The following is a 24,149-nucleotide window of genomic DNA, read 5'->3' on the forward strand; positions in this document are numbered from 1 at the left end:
GTTTTACCGTGGTCAACGTGGCCGATTGTACCAACGTTTACGTGCGGTTTTACGCGTTCAAACTTTTCTTTTGCCATCTTAAAAAATTCCTATAAAGAAATTAACGCCTGACCCACTATTGGGCCAGACAAGCTAAATCATATAACAGCGCGAGCTGCAATTATTGCATCTGCAACGTTCTTAGCGGCTTCTGCATACTTCAAAAACTCCATAGAGTAAGATGCACGGCCTTGTGTTGCAGATCGCAGATCAGTTGCATAACCAAACATTTCAGAAAGTGGGACTTGCGCATTAATTTGCTTAAGACCACCGAATGCTTCTTCCATGCCTTCGATCATGCCGCGGCGACGATTTAAGTCACCAACTACATCACCCATGTTTTCTTCAGGAGTGATAACTTCAACCTTCATTACTGGTTCTAGAAGAGCTGGGTTTGCTTCAAGCGCACCTTTCTTCATCGCCATTGAACCTGCAATCTTAAATGCCATCTCATTCGAGTCTACATCATGGAATGAACCATCAAATAGAGTCGCTTTAACGCCAAGTAATGGGTAGCCTGCCAGCACACCTTGAGCCATTTGCTCTTGGATGCCTTTATCTACCGCAGGGATGTATTCTTTAGGAACCGCACCACCAACAACTTCGTTAACGAACTCGTAAATTGGCGCATCATTTTCCGAAATATCCATCGGTTCAAGTTTAAGCCAGACGTGACCATATTGACCACGACCACCTGATTGACGTACGAACTTCCCTTCAACTTCAACAGCTGAACGGATAGCTTCACGGTATGCTACCTGCGGCTTACCAACGTTACATTCAACACTGAATTCACGTTTCATACGGTCGACAATGATATCAAGGTGAAGTTCACCCATACCAGAAATAATAGTCTGGCCTGATTCTTCGTCAGTTTGTACTCTGAAAGACGGATCTTCTGCCGCTAGTTTACCTAACGCGATACCCATCTTATCTTGGTCAGCGATTGTGCGAGGCTCAACCGCAACAGAGATAACTGGTTCTGGGAACTCCATACGCTCAAGCGTAATGATTGAGTTCGGATCACACAGTGTTTCACCTGTTGTTACGTCTTTAAGACCAATAGCCGCTGCGATGTCGCCTGCGTAGACTACTTTGATCTCTTCACGTGAGTTTGAATGCATCTGAACGATACGACCAAGTCGCTCACGCTTACTTTTAACTGGGTTGTATACCGCGTCACCCTGTTTAACAGTACCAGAGTAAACACGGAAGAAGGTCAAGGTGCCAACGAACGGGTCTGTCGCAATCTTAAAAGCAAGTGCGGCAAACGGTGCGTTGTCATCAGCAGGACGTTCATCCTCGGTACCATCTTCTAAGATACCTTGGATTTGTTTCACTTGTGTTGGTGCAGGCATATATTCAATAACGGCATCAAGCACAGCTTGAACACCTTTATTTTTAAATGCACTACCACACGTCATTGGAACAATTTCGTTTGCTAATGTACGCTGACGTAAAGCTGCTTTAATTTCAGCTTCAGTCAGTTCTTCACCTTCTAGATATTTATCCATTAGTTCTTCTGAGGCTTCAGCAGCGCTCTCAACTAAGTGAGAACGCCATTCTTCTGCAAGCTCAAGAAGTTCTGCCGGAATTGCCTCATAAGAGAAAGTCATGCCTTGATCTTCGGCATTCCAGTTAATGGCTTTCATCTTAATAAGGTCAATAACACCTTTAAAGTCGTCTTCAGCACCAATTGGTAGCTGAATTGGAACAGGCGTTGCTCCAAGACGAGATTTCACCTGGCTAACCACTGTTAAGAAGTCAGCGCCAGTGCGATCCATTTTATTTACGAAGATCATGCGAGGAACTTCGTATTTGTTCGCTTGACGCCAAACTGTCTCAGTTTGCGGCTGTACACCAGATGAAGCACAAAGAACAACTACCGCACCATCTAGTACGCGTAAAGAACGCTCTACTTCGATAGTGAAATCTACGTGTCCTGGAGTATCAATGATATTGATACGATGGTCGTCAAATTGAGCGTCCATCCCTTTCCAGAAACACGTTGTTGCAGCAGAAGTGATTGTGATACCACGCTCTTGTTCCTGCTCCATCCAATCCATAGTTGCAGCACCATCATGTACTTCACCGATCTTATGAGAAAGACCTGTGTAGAACAGAACACGTTCTGTTGTTGTGGTTTTACCTGCATCTACGTGAGCGCAAATACCGATATTGCGATAGCGCTCAAGTGGAGTTGTACGTGCCATATGATCCTCTTAAAGGTTAAGGACAGATTACCAACGGTAATGAGCGAATGCTTTATTCGCTTCAGCCATACGGTGAACGTCTTCACGTTTCTTAACCGCAGTGCCTTTGTTGTCAGCAGCGTCAACGATTTCTTGAGCTAAACGTAAGCCCATAGATTTTTCGCCACGCTTACGTGCAGCGTCTACTAACCAACGCATACCTAATGCGTTGCGACGTACTGGACGTACTTCAACTGGTACTTGGTACGTTGAACCACCAACACGGCGAGATTTAACCTCTACCTGTGGGCGAACGTTTTCAAGTGCAGCTTCAAAGATTTCTAGGTGCGACTTGCCTGATTTCTCAGCAGCCACGTCTAACGCACCATAAACGATTTTTTCAGCAGTAGATTTCTTGCCGTCTAACATTACTACGTTAACGAATTTAGCAAGAAGTTCCGATCCGAACTTAGGATCTGGAAGAATTTTACGTTGACCTATTACGCGTCTTCTAGGCATTTTGTATCTCCGGTATCTTCAGGTTTGCTCTTTTAGAGTCAATACCCAAAACAATTAATTTAAAAATTTAGTGCTTGGCCTTACTAACGGAGAACCATTAGCCCTTAGGGCGTTTAGCACCGTATTTAGAGCGAGCTTGACGACGGTCGCTAACGCCTGCACAGTCAAGTGCACCACGTACAGTGTGGAAACGCACACCTGGTAAGTCTTTAACACGACCACCACGGATAAGGATTACACTGTGCTCTTGTAGGTTGTGGCCTTCACCACCGATGTAAGATGTTACTTCGAAACCGTTTGTTAAACGAACACGCGCTACTTTACGTAATGCAGAGTTTGGTTTCTTAGGTGTAGTTGTATATACACGAGTACATACACCACGCTTTTGCGGACACGCTTTAAGCGCAGCTGAGTTACTTTTAGTAACCTTGCTACGACGTGGCTTACGCACTAGCTGGTTAATAGTTGCCATTTAAATAGCTCCTGAAATTAAAATTACTACTGAAAAAATAAAAAAATCCGCCCTGTTTACATGCTCGTTACTAAACGTGCAGGCAAATGGGTGGCGGAATTTTAATGAGCAAAGTTTAACCTGTCAACCTTAACTCATCGTAAGGCAGCAGATAACTGCCTTACGATTTCTTAATCCATTGATTAAGTTGAGATTATTGGTTTCCAGAGATATCTGCGTTAAGTGCATCAGTTAGTGCTTGAGTTGCCTCTTCAGCGCTTACTGTTTGCTCTTCAACGATTTCACCTTGCTTGCGACGGTTCAAACGGTCTTGGTGATACGCAAAGCCTGTACCAGCTGGGATCAGACGACCCACGATTACGTTCTCTTTAAGACCACGAAGCTCATCGCTCTTACCATTTACAGCTGCTTCAGTTAGGACACGTGTTGTCTCCTGGAATGACGCTGCTGAGATGAAAGATTCGGTTGCAAGTGACGCTTTAGTGATACCCATTAATTGGATTTCAAATTTAGCTGGGATCTTGCCTTGCTTTTCAAGCTCACGGTTCGCGATATTTACGCGTGCCACTTCAACTTGTTCACCGGCTAAGAACTCAGTGTCACCGCCGTCAAGGATGATACATTTACGTAGCATCTGACGAATAATTGTCTCAATGTGCTTGTCATTGATCTTAACGCCTTGCAAGCGGTAAACCTCTTGCACTTCGTTAACGATGTAGTTAGCTACATGAGTTACACCACGTAGGCGTAAGATGTCATGTGGTGATTCTGGACCATCGGCGATAACCTCACCTTTAGACACTTGCTCACCTTCGAACACGTTAAGTTGACGCCATTTAGGGATCATCTCTTCGTATGCGTCACCCTCAGCTGGAGTGATTACAAGACGCTTCTTACCTTTAGTTTCTTTACCGAAGCTAATAGTACCTGTGATTTCTGCAAGGATTGCAGGATCTTTCGGTTTACGTGCTTCGAATAAGTCAGCTACGCGAGGTAGACCACCCGTGATGTCACGAGTTTTCGAACCTTCTTGCGGAATACGTGCAAGTACGTCACCTGGGTTTGCAGTTGCACCGTCTGTTACTTCAATCGTTGTGAATGAAGGTAGACGTGTTTCTTGCAGACCACGCTCATCGCTTTCGATGATTAGTTTAGGTTCTTTCGCATTCGCTTTACCTAAGTCTTTAACAACCACACGTGTTAAACCAGTTAACTCGTCTGTTTGTGCTTCGGTATTTGAGTCATCAATGTCGCTGAACGAGATTTTTGACTTGTGCTCAAGAACGATTGGGTGACTATGCGGATCCCAAGTTGCAACGATATCGTTACCTTGAACTTCTGCATTATCTTGTACAGTTAACACCGCACCGTAAGGAACTTTATAACGCTCTTTCTCACGACCAAAGCTATCGATGATAGTGATCTCTGTTGAACGAGACGTGATAACAATCTTACCGTCTGTGTTTAATACGTACTTCGCATTGTGTAACTTCAATGTACCGTTAGTTTTAACTTGTACACTGTTTTCAGCAGACGCTCGAGATGCCGCACCACCGATGTGGAAGGTACGCATCGTAAGCTGTGTACCCGGCTCACCGATTGATTGTGCCGCGATAACACCTACTGACTCACCTGGGTTGATGATGTGGCCACGCGCAAGGTCACGACCGTAACACTTAGCACATACACCAAAGTCATTATCACAAGTGATTACTGAACGAACGCGTACTTCATCCACTGAGTGCTCTTCTAAAAGGTCACACAGTTTTTCGTCAAGCATGATGTTACGCTCAACAAGTACTTCGTTTGTACCAGGGATTAATACATCTTCAGCAACAACACGACCAAGAACACGTTCGCGAAGTGCTTCTACAACGTCACCACCTTCGATAAGCGGTTTCATTGTTAAGCCATCTTCTGTGCCACAATCGTCTTCGTTGATTACTAAGTCTTGTGCAACGTCTACTAGACGACGCGTTAAGTAACCCGAGTTTGCTGTTTTAAGTGCTGTATCGGCAAGACCTTTACGCGCACCGTGCGTCGAGATGAAGTACTGTAGTACGTTTAGACCTTCACGGAAGTTCGCCGTGATTGGTGTCTCGATGATTGAACCATCTGGACGTGCCATTAGACCACGCATACCCGCTAACTGACGGATCTGAGCGGCGCTACCACGTGCACCTGAGTCTGCCATCATAAACACTGAGTTAAATGAAGATTGCTCTTCTTCTTCGCCTTTCGCGTTGATTACAGTGTCTTTTGATAAGTTCGCCATCATCTCACGTGATAAGTTTTCATTTACACGTGACCAGATATCGATAACTTTATTGTACTTTTCACCAGCCGTTACAAGACCTGATTGGAATTGTTGGTTGATTTCAGTTACTTCAGCTTCCGCTGATTCAATGATTTCTGCTTTAACCGGTGGGATAACTAAGTCATCGATACCGATTGAAACACCTGACTTCATTGCGTAGTGGAAACCGGTGTACATTACTTGGTCAGCAAAGATAACAGTATCTTTAAGACCTAGACGACGGTAACACTCGTTTAATAAGCCAGAAATTTGTTTCTTACCTAGGGCTTGGTTGATTAACTCAAACGGCATGCCTTTAGGTAGGATTAGTGAAAGAATCGCACGACCTACTGTTGTTTCAACAATAGATACTTGCTCAACTGCATCACCATCTTCAGAGCTAATTGTCTCGCTGATACGTACTTTTACGCGTGCATGTAACTCAGCGTTACCGCTGCGGTATGCTTTTTCAGCTTCTTTAGGATCTTTAAATACAGTACCTTCGCCTTTCGCATTGATGCGATCACGCGTCATGTAGTAAAGACCTAATACAACGTCCTGTGAAGGAACGATGATTGGCTCACCATTCGCTGGAGATAGGATGTTGTTTGTAGACATCATTAGAGCACGTGCTTCTAACTGTGCTTCAAGCGTTAACGGTACGTGTACCGCCATTTGGTCACCATCGAAGTCAGCGTTGTACGCCGCACAAACTAATGGGTGTAAATGGATCGCTTTACCTTCGATAAGCACAGGTTCGAACGCTTGGATACCCAAACGGTGAAGTGTTGGTGCACGGTTAAGTAATACTGGATGTTCACGAATTACTTCGTCTAATACATCCCATACTTCTGCCACTTCACGCTCAACCATCTTCTTAGCTGCTTTGATAGTCGTAGCCATGCCGCGACGCTCTAGTTTGCCATAGATAAATGGTTTGAATAGCTCAAGTGCCATCTTCTTAGGAAGACCACACTGGTGTAGTTTAAGCGTAGGACCTACTGTGATTACAGAACGGCCAGAGTAATCTACACGTTTACCAAGTAAGTTCTGACGGAAACGACCTTGCTTACCTTTGATCATATCAGCAAGCGATTTAAGAGGACGTTTGTTAGAACCTGTGATCGCACGACCGCGACGACCGTTATCAAGTAGCGCATCTACCGCTTCTTGTAACATACGTTTTTCGTTGCGTACGATAATGTCTGGTGCTGCTAGATCTAATAGACGCTTAAGACGGTTATTACGGTTAATAACACGACGGTAAAGGTCATTCAGATCAGAAGTCGCAAAACGACCACCGTCTAGTGGTACTAATGGACGTAGATCAGGTGGAAGTACTGGAAGTACAGTCATGATCATCCACTCAGGGTTGTTACCTGATTGGTGGAAAGATTCCATTAATTTAAGACGTTTAGTGATCTTCTTACGCTTAGTTTCAGAGTTAATTGTTGGTAACTCTTCACGCATTTCAGCAATTAATTGGCCAAGATCAAGTTCACGAAGCAAGTCTAATACTGCTTCAGCACCCATCTTCGCTTCAAACTCATCACCGTGCTCTTCAAGTGCATCTAGGTACTCTTCTTCACCTAAAAGCTGACCACGCTCAAGCGTTGTCATACCAGGCTCAGTTACTACGAATGATTCGAAGTAAAGTACGCGCTCGATGTCACGAAGTGTCATGTCTAGCATTAAGCCGATACGTGACGGTAATGATTTTAAGAACCAAATGTGCGCAACTGGGCTAGCAAGCTCAATATGACCCATACGGTCACGACGCACTTTAGTCAGCGTTACTTCAACGCCACACTTTTCACAAATAACACCACGGTGCTTAAGGCGCTTATATTTACCACATAAACACTCATAATCTTTCACTGGGCCGAAGATACGGGCACAGAATAAGCCGTCGCGCTCAGGCTTGAAAGTACGGTAGTTGATTGTCTCAGGTTTCTTTACTTCACCGTATGACCATGAACGAACCATATCTGGCGAAGCAAGACCAATGCGAATTGCATCGAATTCTTCGGTCTTATTTTGTTGCTTCAGAAACTTAAGTAAGTCTTTCACCTTAGCTCTCCTGTCGGAGGTTAATCTTGAGGGCGAACCAATCGCCCCTACATTCTATTCGGCCTAACAGGTGCGGCTTACGCCGCACCTAAATGGCTTAATTTTCTTCCAACTCGATGTTGATACCCAGTGAGCGGATTTCTTTCAACAATACGTTGAACGATTCTGGCATACCTGGTTCCATCTTATGGTTACCATCTACGATGTTCTTATACATCTTAGTACGACCGTTCACGTCATCCGATTTCACTGTTAGCATTTCTTGTAGAGTATATGCAGCACCGTATGCTTCTAGTGCCCACACCTCCATCTCACCGAAACGCTGGCCACCGAACTGAGCTTTACCACCCAGCGGCTGCTGAGTAACAAGGCTATAAGAACCAGTTGAACGTGCGTGCATCTTGTCATCAACCAAGTGGTTAAGTTTCAGCATGTACATGTAACCAACAGTTACTTGACGTTCAAACTGATCGCCAGTACGGCCATCATAAAGTGTAACTTGACCGCTTCTTGGATAACCACCAAGCTCTAGTAAGTCTTTGATCTCGCTTTCACGAGCACCATCAAAGGCTGGAGTTGCGATCGGTAAACCACCTTTCAAGTTTTCAGCTAAGCGACGAACTTCATCATCAGAGAACGAGTCGATATCAACTTTCTGACGACAATCACCTAATTCGTAAACTTTCTTAACGAAGCTACGGATTTCGTGCAGTTCACGCTGCTCTTTCATCATTTCTTCTAAGCGCTCACCCACACCACGTGCAGCAAGACCCATATGTGTTTCTAGGATCTGACCGATGTTCATACGTGATGGTACACCTAGCGGGTTCAGAACGATGTCTACCGTACGACCTTTGTCATCGTATGGCATATCTTCAACTGGTACGATAGTCGAGATAACACCTTTGTTACCGTGACGACCCGCCATCTTATCACCCGGTTGGATACGACGTTTAACAGCTAGGTATACTTTAACAATCTTAAGTACGCCTGGTGCTAAGTCATCACCTTGAGTGATCTTACGACGTTTGTTTTCAAACTTCTTATCGTATTCAGCTTTAAGCTCATCGTACTGAGCAGCTAGTTGCTCAAGTTCAGCTTGCTTGTCTTCTTCAGCAAGGCTTTGCGTAAGCAGCTTTTCAGCATTTAGTGATGCAATTGAATCTGCGCTCAGACCTGCGTCAATAAGTAACTTACGAGCACGGTCTAATACACCAGCTTCTAAGATACGGAACTCTTCGTTGAAGTCTTTCTTCGCTTCGCGAAGCTGCATGTCTTCAACTTCTAACGCACGCTTATCTTTTTCAACACCGTCACGGGTGAAAACTTGTACGTCGATTACAGTACCAGTTACAGAGTTTGGTACACGTAAAGAGCTGTCTTTAACGTCTGACGCTTTCTCACCGAAGATAGCACGTAGTAGCTTTTCTTCAGGTGTTAATTGCGTTTCGCCTTTCGGAGTCACTTTACCTACTAGGATATCGCCGCCTTTAACTTCAGCACCGATATAAACAACGCCTGATTCATCAAGCTTGCCTAGTGCAGATTCACCTACGTTAGGGATATCTGCTGTGATCTCTTCTGGACCTAATTTAGTATCACGTGCGATACATTGTAGTTCTTGAATGTGGATAGTCGTTAGACGATCTTCTTGAACTACGCGCTCAGATAGTAGGATTGAATCCTCGAAGTTATAACCGTTCCATGGCATGAATGCCACGCGAAGGTTTTGACCAAGTGCTAAGTCACCTAAGTCAGTCGAAGGACCATCTGCTAATACGTCACCACGTGTTACCGGCTCACCAACCATACAAGTTGGCTTTTGGTTAATACATGTATTTTGGTTTGAGCGTGTGTACTTAGTAAGGTTGTAAATATCGATGCCCGCTTCACCAGGAATACGCTCATCTTCATGTACATTTACAACGATGCGGCTTGCGTCCGCATACATTACTTCACCACCACGCTTAGCAACGATAGTTACACCAGAGTCTTTTGCTAGTGTAAGCTCAATACCTGTACCTACCAGCGGCTTGTCCGCGATAAGTGTTGGTACTGCTTGACGTTGCATGTTTGAACCCATCAATGCACGGTTAGCATCATCGTGTTCTAGGAACGGGATAAGTGCTGCCGCTACAGAGATCACCTGTTGTGGTGATACGTCCATATATTGCTGATCCATTTTGCCCATAAAGGTTGATTCACCTTTGTGACGACATGGAATTAGTTCATCAACAAACTCATTGTTTTCGTTCAAGTTTGAGTTCGCCTGAGCGATAACAAACTGACCTTCTTCAATGGCTGATAAGTAATCTACTTCATCAGTAACTACACCATTTACCACTTTACGGTAAGGTGTTTCTAAGAAACCATAGTCATTCGTACGTGCGTACGTAGACAATGAGTTAATTAGACCGATGTTTGGACCCTCAGGCGTTTCGATTGGACATACACGACCATAGTGAGTTACGTGAACGTCTCGAACTTCGAAGCCAGCGCGTTCACGTGTTAAACCACCCGGGCCTAATGCAGAAATACGACGCTTGTGCGTTACTTCTGAAAGCGGGTTATTTTGGTCCATGAACTGTGATAACTGAGATGAACCGAAGAACTCTTTAACCGCTGCCGAGATTGGCTTAGCGTTAATTAGATCTTGTGGCATTACAGCGTCAAGGTCACCTAAGCTTAAACGCTCACGTACAGCACGCTCAACACGTACTAGACCAACGCGGAATTGGTTCTCAGCCATTTCGCCAACACTACGGATACGACGGTTGCCTAAGTGGTCGATATCATCAACATCGCCAACACCGTTACGAATAGCGATAAGCACTTTCATAACAGCTACGATGTCTTCTTTCGATAATGTGCCAGGGCCTGTATCAGTGTCATAACCTACACGGCTATTGAACTTCATACGACCAACTGTTGATAAATCGTAACGCTCTTCAGAGAAGAACAAGTTATCAAATAAGGCTTCAGCCGCGTCTTTCGTCGGTGGCTCGCCTGGGCGCATCATGCGATAAATTTCTACTAATGCTTCTAAACGGTTGCTTGTTGTGTCGATACGTAATGTATCTGACATGTAGGCGCCGCTGTCCACTTCGTTGATATATAGTGTATCAATCTTAGTGTGACCTGCTTTAACCAATTCAGCCATTAGCTCAAGTGATAGCTCGTCATTCGCATTTGCGATGATCTCACCCGTTGACTCGTCAACGTAGTTTCTAGCTACAACACGACCAATGATGTACTCGTGAGGTACTTCTAATTGGTTAATACCTTTTTTCTCGATGTTCTTGATGTGACGCGCAGTAATACGACGACCCGCTTCAACAAGGACTTCACCGTCATCGCTCTTGATATCAAAAGCGGCAGTTTCACCACGTAAACGTGAAGGTACAAGTTCCATAAGAACTTTACCGTCAGTAACTTCAAACGCAGTAGTATCAAAGAAGATATCTAGGATTTCTTCTGTAGAGAACTCTAGTGCACGTAAGATGATAGACGCCGGTAATTTACGACGACGGTCAATACGTACATATAGGTTATCTTTTGCATCAAACTCGAAGTCTAACCATGAACCACGGTAAGGAATTACACGCGCGTTATAAAGTACTTTACCTGACGAGTGAGTTTTACCGCGGTCGTTATCAAAGAATACACCAGGGCTACGGTGTAGCTGAGAAACGATAACACGCTCTGTACCATTGATTACAAAGGTACCGGTATCAGTCATGAGCGGAATTTCGCCCATGTAAACTTCTTGCTCTTTAATGTCTTTAACTGTGCCTGGTGCTTCTTTGTCCATCACCACAAGACGCAATTTTACGCGAAGTGGAGCAGAATAAGTCACACCGCGAATTTGACATTCTTTTACATCGAATACTGGCTCACCAATACGATAACTTACGTATTGAAGCTCAGAATTTCCCGAGTAGCTTTTGATCGGAAACACAGAACGGAAAGCAGCTTCCAAACCGTGATCGCCATCAGCGTCAGGGACTAAGAATTTTTTAAACGATTCTAACTGCGTCGACAGTAAGAAAGGTATATCCAAAACTTGTGGACGTTTACCAAAATCCTTACGGATACGTTTCTTTTCAGAATAAGAGTAAGCCATGGGGTTCCTCAGCTTGCTGATCTTTGACCCGACCTGTTCTTGTAAGAACAGACTTAACTGGCATCTATGCCAAGATGTACAACATTAAATTGTTGTTCTATTTTGCTCTGCCACTTTCAACACCAAAAGAGGTAACAACTTGAAAGTAAAGAGAAAATTAGATTTTATTTGCGCTACAGGATTGTGTCGCTCTATAGCGCAAAAAGGCCGGTGATTAAATAATCACCAGCCCTTGCCTGATTTCTCAGGCAGCGAACCTAGCGTAAGCTAGATTACTTGATCTCAACTTCAGCACCAGCTTCTTCAAGATCTTTCTTAAGTGCTTCAGCTTCTTCTTTAGATACACCTTCTTTGATAGGTGCAGGAGCTGATTCAACAAGTGCTTTAGCTTCTTTAAGGCCAAGACCAGTTGCACCACGTACAGCTTTGATAGCTGCAACCTTGTTAGCGCCAGCGCCAGCAAGGATTACGTCGAACTCAGTCTTCTCTTCAGCAGCTTCAGCAGCTGGACCAGCAACAACAGCAGCAGCTGCAGTTACGCCGAATTTTTCTTCCATTGCTTCAACTAGAGCAACAACGTCCATTACTGACATTTCAGCAATAGCATCAAGGATTTGGTCTTTAGTTACAGACATTACAAATTTCCTAATTATTACGGACTAATTTTAGTCCAAAAAAAATATTACACCGAAAGTGAACAAAAAAACAGCTTAAAATTAAGCAGCTTGCTCTTCTTTCTGTACACGTACTGCTTCAATTGTTTTACACAATTTACCTGCAGACGCTTCTTTCATAGCGCTCATTAAGCGTGCAACAGCTTCGTCGTAAGTAGGTAGAGTTGCTAGCATAGCTGCGTCTACTACGTTACCTTCAAATGCAGCCGTCTTAACTTCGAATTTCTCGTTCTTCTTCGCGAAATCTGAGAAGATACGCGCAGCAGCACCAGGGTGCTCTGAAGAGAAAGCGATTAAGCTTGGACCAACAAATGAGTCAGAAAGGCACTCAAAATCTGTACCTTCAACAGCACGTTTAGCTAGAGTGTTACGAACAACTTTCATCCATACACCAGCTTCACGAGCTTCTTTACGAAGGGCAGTGATAGCACCAACTGTTACACCACGAGAATCTGCAACAACTGCAGAAAGAGCACCAGTGGCTGCTTCGTTGACTTCAGCAACAATTGCTTTTTTGCCTTGAAGATTTAAAGCCATGGGTGTTACTCCTGGTTTAATGGGTCGCCGATATTGGCTTCCCTGTTCTACTCTTCCCCATCAATGATGGAGATGCTTTTTACGGCGAGAGCCAGAAGATTAGGAAAAATCTATCTGGGGATTCACACCGTCTACGTAGGTAAAATGATTAAGGCCTAGGGCCGCCTACGGTCTTGGACGGAAGCCCAATTTATCGTTTTTACCCGAAGGCATTACGAAATTATGGACTTCAACCCGAATTCTTTACTTGTTTTGAAATTAACTTTCTCAACAAAATGGCGCAAAATTATAGTTCAAATTTCACGCCATGTAAACTCTTAATTAAGCAACAGTCGTGCTTAGTGAGTTTTGGTCAACAGCAACACCTGCGCCCATTGTTGTAGAGATAGTTACTTTCTTCACGTAAGTACCTTTTGCTTGAGAAGGTTTAGCCTTCTTAAGCGCAACAATAAGAGCTTCAAGGTTTTGTTGAAGTTGCTCAGCAGTGAAATCAACCTTACCGATAGTAGTATGGATGATACCGTTCTTGTCGTTACGGTAACGAACTTGACCTGCTTTCGCGTTTTTAACTGCTTCTGCAACGTTAGGCGTTACAGTACCAGTTTTAGGGTTTGGCATTAGACCACGTGGACCTAAGATTTGACCTAGTTGACCAACAACACGCATAGCGTCTGGAGATGCAACAACAACGTCAAAGTTCATCTCGCCTTTCTTAACTAGATCAGCAAGATCTTCCATGCCCACTAATTCAGCACCAGCTTCTTTCGCAGCGTCTGCGTTAGCGCCTTGTGTGAATACAGCAACACGAACTTCACGACCAGTACCGTTAGGTAGTACAGTAGCACCACGAACGTTTTGGTCAGATTTACGAGCATCGATACCAAGGTTAACAGCAACGTCAACACTTTCTACGAATTTAGCTGTCGCTAACTCTTTTAAAAGAGCAACTGCTTCATTGATTTCGTAATCTTTAGTCGCATCCACTTTTTCGCGGATTGTACGCATACGTTTAGTTAATTTTGCCATTATCTTAGTCCTCTACGTTCAAGCCCATCGCACGCGCAGAACCTGCGATAGTGCGAACCGCAGCGTCCATATCAGCCGCTGTAAGATCAGGTCGTTTTGTCTCAACGATTTCTTCAAGTTGAGCACGTGTAACTGTACCCACTTTTTCAGTGTTAGGACGGCCTGAGCCTGATTTGATGCCTGCAGCTTTCTTAAGTAAGTAAGCAGCCGGTGGAGTTTTCATTTCGAACGTGAAAGAACGGTCACCGTAAACAGAGATCACTACAGGAACTGGAGCGCCTTTTTCGATAGACTCTGTACGTGCGTTGAACGCTTTACAGAATTCCATGATGTTTACACCGTGTTGACCTAGTGCTGGACCTACTGGAGGACTAGGGTTAGCCATACCAGCGGCAACTTGTAGCTTGATAATAGCTTCAACTTTTTTAGCCATAATAAATACCTCATTTGGTGGGTCATAGCCTTGTGCGCGCGAGGACGCGTACTCTAACGGCTTCCCAGTTTAAAAATTGGTTCTCACTTTTCGTGATAAAAACAAGTCGCAACTTGCCCTAACACAAAAAGGCCGCTGATTATAAGTTAATCAGCGGCCTTTTTCAAGCTTATTGCCAAAATATTAAACGATTTTGGCAGCTTTAATTTTTTACTTACTTGTCTTGTTCAACTTGACCAAACTCAAGCTCAACAGGTGTCGAACGACCGAAGATAAGCACAGACACTTTTACGCGGCTCTTTTCGTAATCCACTTCTTCAACAACACCGCTGAAGTCTGCAAACGGACCATCGATAACACGAACAACTTCACCTGGCTCAAATAATGTAGCCGGCTTAGGTGCTTCTGAGTTTTCTTGAAGACGGTTTAAGATGCGGTCAGCTTCTTTTTGGCTAATTGGCGCAGGACGATCAGACGTACCACCAATGAAGCCCATAACACGTGCTGTGCTATTTACTAAGTGCCAGCTTGCATCGTTCATGTCCATTTGAACTAGTACGTAACCTGGGAAGAATTTACGCTCAGATTTGCGCTTTTGACCTGCACGCATCTCAACAACTTCTTCAGTTGGTACTAATACTTCACCAAAACTATCTTCCAAACCTTCGATCTTGATATGCTCAAGAATGGTTTGTGCTACACGCTTCTCATAACCAGAGAAAGCTTGTACTACGTACCAACGTAGTTTCTTTTCGTTCTTCTCATCCGACATGGGATTAGATCTCCAATCCAGTTAAAAAGCCTACTGCGCGGAATAAAATGCCATCTAATCCCCAAAGGATAAGTGCCATAATCACAGTTGCAACCATTACAATTAATGTCGTATGTGTTGTTTCTTGGCGTGTTGGCCACACAACTTTACGTACTTCGATACGTGCTTCTTTTGCAAATGCAATAAAAGTACGACCTTTTTCAGTTAGTGAGGCAATGCCTAAACCCGCTGCAACAGCAACCACTACACCAATAGCACGTAATAATACAGATTGGTCTGCATACATGTGGTTACCAACGACTGCGCCTGCTAGTAGCGCAATAGCTACAATCCACTTTACTGAATCCATCGCATTCGATGGAGTTTCTACATTCGTGCTCATAATATTTTTACCTTAACTACAGACACAACAACCCTGCGCACTGGCAGGGTTAATCCATTAAAATCTAAACTTAAAAACAGACTTGTTTAAACCGATTTTTAATTTCAGACTTCACACATTGTGTAAAAGTGGCAGGGGCGGAGAGATTCGAACTCCCAACCGTCGGTTTTGGAGACCGCTGTTCTACCAATTGGAACTACGCCCCTGCAAAGTGGATGCCTATTATACTTACGCAATTCATTAACACAAGTGTAAAAGATACCCATAAGTTAAATTCTCACCTGCTGAATTAAAAATCAATATTAACATTGATTAAAAAGCAGTTTATCATCAACCCGATATAGGAACAATTACAATAAATGGACGTTCAATTTGACTGCTCAACATAGCCTATTATTTCGTTTTTTTTGCTCTATTACGCTACTGATTTGTTACTCAGTCAGCGCTCGTCCTCTGCATTTAAGTAGCTTCGATAGTCAACAAGGGCTAAGCCAAAACTCCATCAATTGTAGTATCAACGATGCACAAGGGTTCACGTGGTTTGCAACCCAAGGTGGTTTAAATCGATTTGATGGTTACGAATTTAAACGTTTTAAAGCAACAGGCTTAAAAGGCAGTATTTCAGGTAATTGGGTCACCGCATGTCTACAAGATAAAGATAATCAGCTTTGGTTTGCTACTGCAAGTAAAGGATTAAACCGCTTAGATAAAACAACAGGGCAATTCAGCACATATACTTCGTCCAGCTCACTGCTGCCGCTTAGCGATGATAAAATCTGGTCAATGGCGTTTGATAAGTTCGACAACCTGTGGCTTGGCCATGAACAAGGTAAATTAACGATGTTTAATTTACCTAAACAGCAGGTTGAACATTTCCAAATCAAGCTCTCAGGTAATCCAAATATTGTTATTCGCGATATAGTTACAAGCAATAACCAGTTGTGGCTTGCCACCAGCCATGGCTTAATAAAGTTCAATAGTGTTACAAAACAGTTTGAACAGCATGCCACTATCACCTCGGCACTATGGCACATCAACCTTTTAGCAAACCAGCAACTTTTGGTAGGCGCTAAACACGGCTTATACCTGCTCGAGCCAAAAAACGACACGACCAATGAGATTGCACAATTTAATGGTGTCTGGATCACTGATAGTTTAATTGATAGCAGTAATAATCTTTGGATCACAAGTTATGGAAAAGGCATTTATTTTCTTGAAGCAGACAAAAATATTCATCAGGATATAGTGCAATATCGACATGACGCACAACTGACAAACTCGTTGAAAAGTGATTATTTATTGTCAGTTTATCAAGATCCTCAAGGCGTTATATGGATTGGTAGTGATGGCTTTGGGGTGCAGCGCTACAATCCTTCTCAACAGCAATTTTCTCATCAAACAAAAACTCTCAATGCTGATTCTCTTAGGCACAACTTTATTCGCGCTATTATCAAACGCAGCAATGGCCAGTTGTGGGTAGGTACTCGCGACGGGCTTAATCTACGAACTGAAAATGGCTATAAAAACTATAAGTCTCAACTCCCTAATAGTAATATTTTTGCTCTGCACGAAGATAATAAACAGCAATTATGGATAGGAACCTATGGTGGCGGGTTACTTAAATACCAACAAGACAGCGATGACTTTGCGGTCTTCTCGATGCAGAGTCATCAGTTAAGCAGTAATCGTGTCTACGCAATTGCGAGTAACGGTAACGATATACTTTGGCTTGGCAGCAACCAAGGTCTTACCCGCTTTGACCCGAGCACAGGAAGTGTCCGCCACTTCCAACATGACCCTACTCGTAACAGCCTAGCTAACAACACTGTTTTTACACTCGCTTATGATCATGATGACAATGCGCTTTGGATAGGCACGCGTGCTGGACTCAACAAGTTAGATATAGACACAGAGCACTTTACACTCCTTAATGATCGTTCTTCTTCAGTAGAACAAAATGCGCTCAGCCATAATATGGTCACCTCTTTATTACTGGATAATAAAAACACTATTTGGGTTGGCACTATGCAAGGGCTAAATAAAGTCGACAAACAGACCTTTGCCGTTAAGCACATAACAGAGCAACATGGTCTGGCAAATGACAATATTTTTGATATTTTAGCTGATAAACAGGGTTACCTTTGGCTTGCTACAAATGGTGGCTTATCCCGCTATCAACCGCATACCAGCAAAATACAGCAATTTTTACCCGAACAAGGTATTCAGCATCAATCTTTTATCCTCGGCGCGAGCTTTCAAGCTGCTGATGGCGAACTCTATTTTGGTGGCATCAATGGCTTTAACCACTTTTATCCTGAGCAGTTAGATTTAACTCATACGCCACCTACCCCAGTTTTAACTGAGTTGCTGCTCAACAACCAAGCGATTGAGACGCGTTACTTTGATCAGCAATCTGATTTGCTTATAAATGCCACTAACACGCTTTCTCTGCCGCAATCATCTGGAGTCATCGGGTTTAAGTTTAGCGCTCTACAAAATCCAGCAAACCCAAACCATTATCAATATGGCTATAAATTAGCAGGTTTTGATGAGCAGTTTCTCTATACAGACGCAAGTCTTCGCCAAGTCAATTATCCACAACTCCCTGCTGGGCAATATGAACTACTAATTAAAGCAAAAGATCAGTATGGACAATGGAGTCAAACCAAGTCTTTATTAACACTGACCGTTGTGCCGCCCTGGTGGCAAAGCCCCATTGCATACGTGGTTTATTTTCTTGCCGTATTGAGCGTAGCTTGGTCACTATTAAATGCAATTTACAAACGCAAACTAGCTGAGCAAGACAAACAAAAAGAAGTGGCGTTAAACAAATTAAAAGATCAATTCTTAGATAACATTAGTCATGAGCTAAAAACGCCCCTGAGTTTAATCCTTGCCCCTGTCAGTCAGTTGCAACAGCAACATCAGGACACGCAATCACAAACACACCTTGCGAGTATTAAACGCAACAGCCAACGGTTACTTGAACTGATTAATCAATTACTGCAATTAAGCAAACGACCAAGTACTGCTGTGTACACTGTTTCTCCATATTCATTAGCACGTTTTTTAACCGAGCTTACGCAAGACTTCGCCCCGCTATTTGCGCAAAAAAACTTACAGTTTAGTTTTCAAGATAATGATCATTTATTATGTGCGACGAATATTGCACCTAATCACGCCCATTCTATTTTTAGTAACTTAATCAATAACGCCTTAAAGTACACTCCTGAAGGTGGCAGTGTCAGCGTAAGCCTAACGGTTAATCAGCAACAAGCCATAATAAATATAACCGACACCGGAATAGGTATTGCTGTTGAGGATCAGCATCAGGTTTTTAAGCGCTTTACACGTGTAGCGTCCATCGAATCAGGCAGTGGTATCGGCCTAACATTAGTAAAACAACTTGTGGAAGCATATGGAGGAGAAATAACACTTCACAGCGAGATGGGTAAAGGTAGCTGCTTTAGTGTTTCATTGCCGGTTGTTATGAACACCAACCAGAGCAAAACGACCTTAGAACATCACAGTGCTAAACAAACCCTTCTCATTGTTGAAGACAATCATGATATGACACAGCTACTGTTCAGCTTATTTAATCAAGAATTTAACTGCCTTTGTGCTGCTGATGGCCAACACGCGATTTCCCTTTGCCAAGATGAATTACCAGATCTCATTATTAGTGATGTGATGATGCCAGTTATGGATGGTTATCAGCTACTGGCTAAACTACGTGAAAATCCTGCCACCAGCCATGTCCCAGTGTTACTTTTATCTGCAAAAGCAGATACGCAAAGCCGCTTAAAAGGGCTTGACTTGTTAGCTGATGACTTTTTGAGTAAGCCTTTCGAACCGACTCTTTTGATCAGCCGCGTTAAAAGTCTGATAAGTTTACGCCAGCTATTAAATCAACACTTAGCTGCACAACTAGCCGCCCCCATAGCAACGAGCCCCGCAGACACTATGGTAGTGCAAAACAAAGACTACTGCTTTACTGAAAAACTCAAGCAAGTGGTGTTAGCCCACTATCAAGATGAAGGATTTTCAGTTGAACAGCTTGCCGCAGCAATGTGTATGAGTGCTCGCGCTTTACAGCTGAAGATGAAATCACTCTACTCCCTCACTCCTTCAGATTATTTACGTAATACACGCATTGAACTAGCAGCAAAGCAGCTTATTAATAGCTCATACTCAATAGGTCAAGTTGCCCAAAATAACGGTTTTAGTTCACAAAGCTACTTCGCAAGAAGCTTCAAAGTGCAATATGGGATATCACCAAAGCAATACCGAGAAAAATATACAAAACAAGCAGATTTTCGCGTCAGTGAATAAAGTTTTCGTCTGAGTACTATTAACAAACCACTGATTTACCTACTTTATATCCATAAAAATTCAAACAGCTCACACATTGTTGTTAGCCAGTTTTCTGCATGAGATATCAGTTAAGGAAAATCATATGCTCACAAAAACACACAAGGCGATCTCGCTAACGTTATTTGCAGCAGCACTGAGTGCATGTCAAACCACGTCGACATCAACAAGTAATAAAAATAGTCCAAATGTAAATGAAGTCGCACAGCAACAATATAACGGCCCAAAAGCTCGCATCGCTGTAGCCCGCTTTACCGATAAATCAAATGATTCGCGTTGGTGGCGAAAAGAAATTGGTGAAGGTATGGCAGATCAATTAACAACCGCATTAGTCAGTACCAATCGATTTATTGTTTTAGAAAGACAAGCACTCGATGCGGTGTTATCTGAGCAAGACCTTGCTGTTTCTGGGCGCGTAAGTGCAGCATCAGGAGCAGCTTATGGTGAAATCGAAGGTGCCGAAATCGTAGTAGTTGCAGCGGTTACTGAGTTCGATGATGATAGTTCAGGTGCCAGTGTAGGCAGCGGTGGTTTTATTGGTGATGTATTTAGTTCAGTATCGGCTGGTTTCTCAGGCTCACACATGGCCATTGATTTACGCCTAATTGATACCCGCACCTCGCGAATTCTAGCCGCAACCAGCGTTGAAGGTGGCAGTAAAGACTTCGATTTCACATCAGCAGCGACTAACTTTGGCGGTGCACTTGTCGGTGGAAATTTAAGTGGCTGGTCAAACACGCCAAAAGAAAAAGCATTGCGCGAAGTAATTGTAAAAGCCGTTGAATTCTTAGAGTCAAAAGTGCCCACAACTTATTATCGTTATAATAGCGACAACACCATAGCAGCTGGCTACAAGGCCCCTGCACCACTAAAAGTAACCACAGCTGCAGCACCGGCTAAAGCGCCAATAGCATCGGTTACTGTTCCGAGTCACAGAATGCCTTACTATGAAAAAACAGACCTGGCGATGTCACGACTCAATTTAGTGTGTTTAGGTTACTTGAAGCAGCAACCACACTATGAAGAATTTGACGTTGAAGACGTAAAGTATGATCAAGCCACTGTGATTGCTCTCACTGAGTATCAGCAAGAAAATAAGCTAAAAGTGACGGGGCTTGCAGATGAAGCAACTAAAAAATCTCTTGATGATACACAGTGTATTGCCAAAACCAACAAGTCACACTTAGAAAGCTTAGGTAGTATGTTTAAATTTGACTGAGTAAACTTACAGCCAGTGTTAGCACTGGCTGTATCACCGTTTTTATTGGCGCCTTCACTACACTAACCTGCTACATATCACACTACTTGCAACAACTCACCACGATAAAAATCACATAACAACCAAATTTGTTGAAAGGGATGCTGCTTAGGCACATCAAGGTGAGTAAGTACTGACTTAAAATCATCAAAATGCCATATAGTACTGGCATTTCGAATTAATAACCAAGGCTGCGAAGACTCGTAATGTTTCTTAGCTTTTTGTGCCAGCAATCGATGCAAAGCACAGTGCAAACGTTCGTTACTCGGTGCTAAAGCCATTTCAGCGAGATCGCGTTGCATTGAGATAGACAGCGGGCGACCTAGCACCGCCATCGCTTCTGTTTCACTGGCATATAAATGCGCTATTTCAATATCGAGCCGTTCATCACCTTTATAACAACTCACATCTGGTTTACTTGGTGTGTTATGCCAGATATTACGCATGGTTACACCAAACTGCTTTTCGTAGCAGCGTAAAAATAGCTTTGCCGCACTATGCTCGAGTGCTATTTTTTCTTGTTCACTCTCACGATTCATTTAATGTCGCATATACATCACTTAATAACCCAGAAGCGCCGAAACGAAATAGCTCTGGCTGTAAGTACGCTTCACCCATGATTGATTCGGCTAAGGCTAAATACTCAGCAGCATCAGTGACTGTTCTGACTCCCCCAGCTGCCTTAAAACCAACCTTTTTACCAGTCGCTTTAATGGTATTTAACATGATGGCTGTTGCAGCTAGCGTTGCATTAACAGCCACTTTACCGGTACTGGTTTTAACGAAGTCAGCACCGCCATTAATTGCCAGCTTAGTTGCCGTTGCAATAAGATCATCGGTTAATTCGCCACTTTCGATAATGACTTTAAGTTGCGCTTGGCTGCCACATGCCTCTTTTGACGCTTTGACATACTCTAAAACTTTGCGCTCATCACCGGCAATCAGTGCTTTATAGGGGATTACTAAATCAATTTCGTCGGCTCCGCGCTCAATGGCAAACAGTGTTTCATTTATCACTTGTTCTAAAGGCTGCTCCCCATCAGGAAAGTTTGTAACTGTCGCCACTTTTACGTGCTGAAGTTCACGCTCAGCGAGTGCCAGTTTAGCGTCACTAACAAATTGGCTGTACACACAAACCGCCGCAGGGATGCCCAGTTTTGGCTCAATACTAGCAACCAAGTTATTAATTGATTCTGTGGTGTCGGTGTCATTCAGAGTTGTTAAGTCCATCAGCGCCACCGCTTGAGCAGCGATTGTTTGTGTTTTATTCATTACGTTTACTTTTTTGTTGCTATCTTAGTGACCTATAGTAGCAAATTTTTATCATTCGGCTATAAATCATAACTAATCACCATAAGGCAACTAATTTACTTGTAACTCGCCGCAATCCCTTGTTAACTAAGCCTTAAGCCAAACACAACCACCATATATAACTTTTAGCTATATAAACTTGGTTTTAATTATTTTTTACTTTATATGGAGCACTATATTCTGCTTACCTGCAATAAGCAGTTTATTCAATGTGTTTTAGGGGTGTAGACAAAGTGCAATATTTACCAATCTTTACCAAATTAGACGACAAGCCTGTTCTGGTAGTCGGCGGTGGGGATGTTGCGTTACGCAAGTGCCGAGCATTTTTAAAAGCCCGCGCCAACGTGACCTTAGTCGCCCCTGCATTTTGTGATGAACTACAAGAGCTTGCAAAGCAAGGTGATGTAACGCTTATTAACGACTTTTTCAAAGAGCAGTATTTAGAGCAACAGATGCTAGTGATTGCTGCTACTGATATCGACAGCGTAAATGAGGATGTGTTTAAGCTTGCCAATGCACGCAATATCTTCGTAAACGTGGTAGATGACCAACCTAAGTGCAGCTTTATTTTTCCATCAATTGTTGACCGTGACCCGATCACAATTGCAATTTCAAGCGCCGGTACAGCGCCAGTTTTAGCACGTCGTTTACGTGAAAAACTCGAAACGCTTATTCCACAGCATATTGGGCCACTAGCAAGTTTAGTGGGCAGCTTCCGTGACAAAGTAAAACAACGCTTTAAACACTTTGCCGATCGTCGCCAGTTTTGGGAAGGCGTATTTGATTCATCAGTCGTGAGCAAAGTTCAAGCGGGTAATACCGAAGCTGCAACAGCGCAGCTAGAGCAGATGTTAGATGCCAAGCCTGAGCCTGAAGGCGAAGTATATGTTGTTGGTGCTGGCCCGGGCGACCCAGAGCTATTAACGCTAAAAGCACTACAATTAATGCAACAAGCCGACGTGGTTGTATATGACTACTTGGTTTCTGATGAAATTATGGATTTAGTGCGCCGTGATGCCGATTTGGTTTGCGTGGGTAAACGTTTAGGCGATCACAGTGTTGCACAAGAAGATACTAACCAGATGCTGGTCGATTTTGCCAAGCAAGGCAAAAAAGTATGCCGTATTAAAGGTGGCGACCCGTTTATTTATGGCCGTGGTGGTGAAGAGGTGCAAGTTCTCGCAGCTAATCAAGTACGTTACCAAATCGTACCGGGTATTACTGCTGCTGCAGGTTGTAGTGCTTATGCTGGCATTCCACTTACTCACAGAGATCATGCCCAAGCCATTCAGTTTGTAACGGGTCACTGTAAAAAAGATGGTCAAGAATTAGATTGGCAGTCACTTGCCAAACCAAATCAGACCTTAGCGATTTATATGGGGGTGATTAAATCACCACATATTCAAGCACAATTATTAAAACATGGCCGCGGTGCAGACACACCCGTTGCCATTATCGAAAACGGCACACGTAAAGAACAACGTGTGGTTACAGGGCAATTAGGTGAGCTGGCAGATTTGATTTCGCGCCATAGCATTATTTCACCCGCCTTATTAATTATTGGCGAAGTTGCATCATTGCACCATCAGCTTGCATGGTTTGGTCAAACCGAGCAAACCAGCAGCTTTGCCCAGCCTTTAACTGGCGTAGCTTAATTTAACTTTTAATCATTTT

General features: G+C 43.4%; 16 protein-coding genes, 1 tRNA gene and 1 pseudogene. 3 read left to right on the top strand and 15 right to left on the bottom strand.

All coding sequences use genetic code 11. The annotated features are described in order from the left end of the window. The 13 genes and pseudogenes from QL229_RS19320 to QL229_RS19380 all read right to left on the bottom strand — a co-directional run. Positions 1-77: pseudogene (locus QL229_RS19320) on the bottom strand (elongation factor Tu); the annotation flags it as partial. A 60-nt stretch (positions 78-137) separates the two neighbouring features. Continuing rightward, on the bottom strand, positions 138-2,252 hold the full coding sequence (gene fusA / locus QL229_RS19325; RefSeq protein ID WP_135922805.1) for an elongation factor G: 2,115 nt from the start codon (positions 2,250-2,252) through the stop codon (positions 138-140). 27 nt (positions 2,253-2,279) lie between these two features. Further along, on the bottom strand, positions 2,280-2,750 hold the full coding sequence (gene rpsG / locus QL229_RS19330; RefSeq protein ID WP_054554834.1) for a 30S ribosomal protein S7: 471 nt from the start codon (positions 2,748-2,750) through the stop codon (positions 2,280-2,282). 97 nt (positions 2,751-2,847) lie between these two features. Then, a complete protein-coding gene (gene rpsL, locus QL229_RS19335; protein ID WP_002958885.1) occupies positions 2,848-3,222 on the bottom strand; it encodes a 30S ribosomal protein S12 in 375 nt (124 codons plus the stop codon). 193 nt (positions 3,223-3,415) lie between these two features. Further along, complete coding sequence (rpoC, locus tag QL229_RS19340) at positions 3,416-7,588, bottom strand: DNA-directed RNA polymerase subunit beta' (RefSeq protein ID WP_135922806.1); 4,173 nt, start codon at positions 7,586-7,588, stop codon at positions 3,416-3,418. 97 nt (positions 7,589-7,685) lie between these two features. After that, a complete protein-coding gene (gene rpoB, locus QL229_RS19345; protein ID WP_135922807.1) occupies positions 7,686-11,711 on the bottom strand; it encodes a DNA-directed RNA polymerase subunit beta in 4,026 nt (1,341 codons plus the stop codon). Positions 11,712-11,983: 272 nt separating this feature from the next. Then, positions 11,984-12,346: a 50S ribosomal protein L7/L12 gene (rplL, locus tag QL229_RS19350; protein ID WP_135922808.1), complete on the bottom strand. Its 363-nt coding sequence runs from the start codon at positions 12,344-12,346 to the stop codon at positions 11,984-11,986. A gap of 81 nt (positions 12,347-12,427) precedes the next feature. Next, positions 12,428-12,922: a 50S ribosomal protein L10 gene (rplJ, locus tag QL229_RS19355; protein ID WP_135922809.1), complete on the bottom strand. Its 495-nt coding sequence runs from the start codon at positions 12,920-12,922 to the stop codon at positions 12,428-12,430. 321 nt (positions 12,923-13,243) lie between these two features. Further along, complete coding sequence (rplA, locus tag QL229_RS19360) at positions 13,244-13,948, bottom strand: 50S ribosomal protein L1 (protein ID WP_135922810.1); 705 nt, start codon at positions 13,946-13,948, stop codon at positions 13,244-13,246. Positions 13,949-13,952: 4 nt separating this feature from the next. Further along, a complete protein-coding gene (gene rplK / locus QL229_RS19365) occupies positions 13,953-14,381 on the bottom strand; it encodes a 50S ribosomal protein L11 (RefSeq protein ID WP_036971575.1) in 429 nt (142 codons plus the stop codon). A gap of 214 nt (positions 14,382-14,595) precedes the next feature. After that, positions 14,596-15,153, bottom strand: coding sequence for a transcription termination/antitermination protein NusG (nusG, locus tag QL229_RS19370; RefSeq protein WP_036971577.1), 558 nt, complete (start codon positions 15,151-15,153; stop codon positions 14,596-14,598). 4 nt (positions 15,154-15,157) lie between these two features. After that, a complete protein-coding gene (gene secE, locus QL229_RS19375; RefSeq protein WP_135922811.1) occupies positions 15,158-15,535 on the bottom strand; it encodes a preprotein translocase subunit SecE in 378 nt (125 codons plus the stop codon). Positions 15,536-15,664: 129 nt separating this feature from the next. Then, positions 15,665-15,741 (bottom strand) — tRNA-Trp (locus QL229_RS19380). A gap of 166 nt (positions 15,742-15,907) precedes the next feature. Here QL229_RS19380 and QL229_RS19385 point away from each other — a divergent pair. Continuing rightward, complete coding sequence (locus tag QL229_RS19385; protein WP_281547322.1) at positions 15,908-19,867, top strand: hybrid sensor histidine kinase/response regulator transcription factor; 3,960 nt, start codon at positions 15,908-15,910, stop codon at positions 19,865-19,867. Positions 19,868-19,991: 124 nt separating this feature from the next. Further along, positions 19,992-21,125, top strand: coding sequence for a CsgG/HfaB family protein (locus QL229_RS19390; RefSeq protein WP_281547323.1), 1,134 nt, complete (start codon positions 19,992-19,994; stop codon positions 21,123-21,125). 77 nt (positions 21,126-21,202) lie between these two features. Here the strand turns inward: QL229_RS19390 and QL229_RS19395 are convergent, their stop codons facing one another. After that, a complete protein-coding gene (locus QL229_RS19395) occupies positions 21,203-21,703 on the bottom strand; it encodes a hypothetical protein (protein WP_135922814.1) in 501 nt (166 codons plus the stop codon). Beyond that, complete coding sequence (deoC, locus tag QL229_RS19400; protein ID WP_199527555.1) at positions 21,693-22,436, bottom strand: deoxyribose-phosphate aldolase; 744 nt, start codon at positions 22,434-22,436, stop codon at positions 21,693-21,695. Before deoC ends, QL229_RS19395 begins: the two co-directional genes overlap by 11 nt. 272 nt (positions 22,437-22,708) lie before the next feature. On the opposite strand from deoC, the gene cysG reads away from it, so the two are divergent. Further along, positions 22,709-24,130: a siroheme synthase CysG gene (cysG, locus tag QL229_RS19405; protein WP_253040058.1), complete on the top strand. Its 1,422-nt coding sequence runs from the start codon at positions 22,709-22,711 to the stop codon at positions 24,128-24,130. Positions 24,131-24,149 lie beyond the last annotated feature (19 nt).

Origin of the sequence: Pseudoalteromonas sp. PAR1 (assembly GCF_947311895.1) — a bacterium.
GTDB lineage: Bacteria > Pseudomonadota > Gammaproteobacteria > Enterobacterales > Alteromonadaceae > Pseudoalteromonas > Pseudoalteromonas lipolytica_C.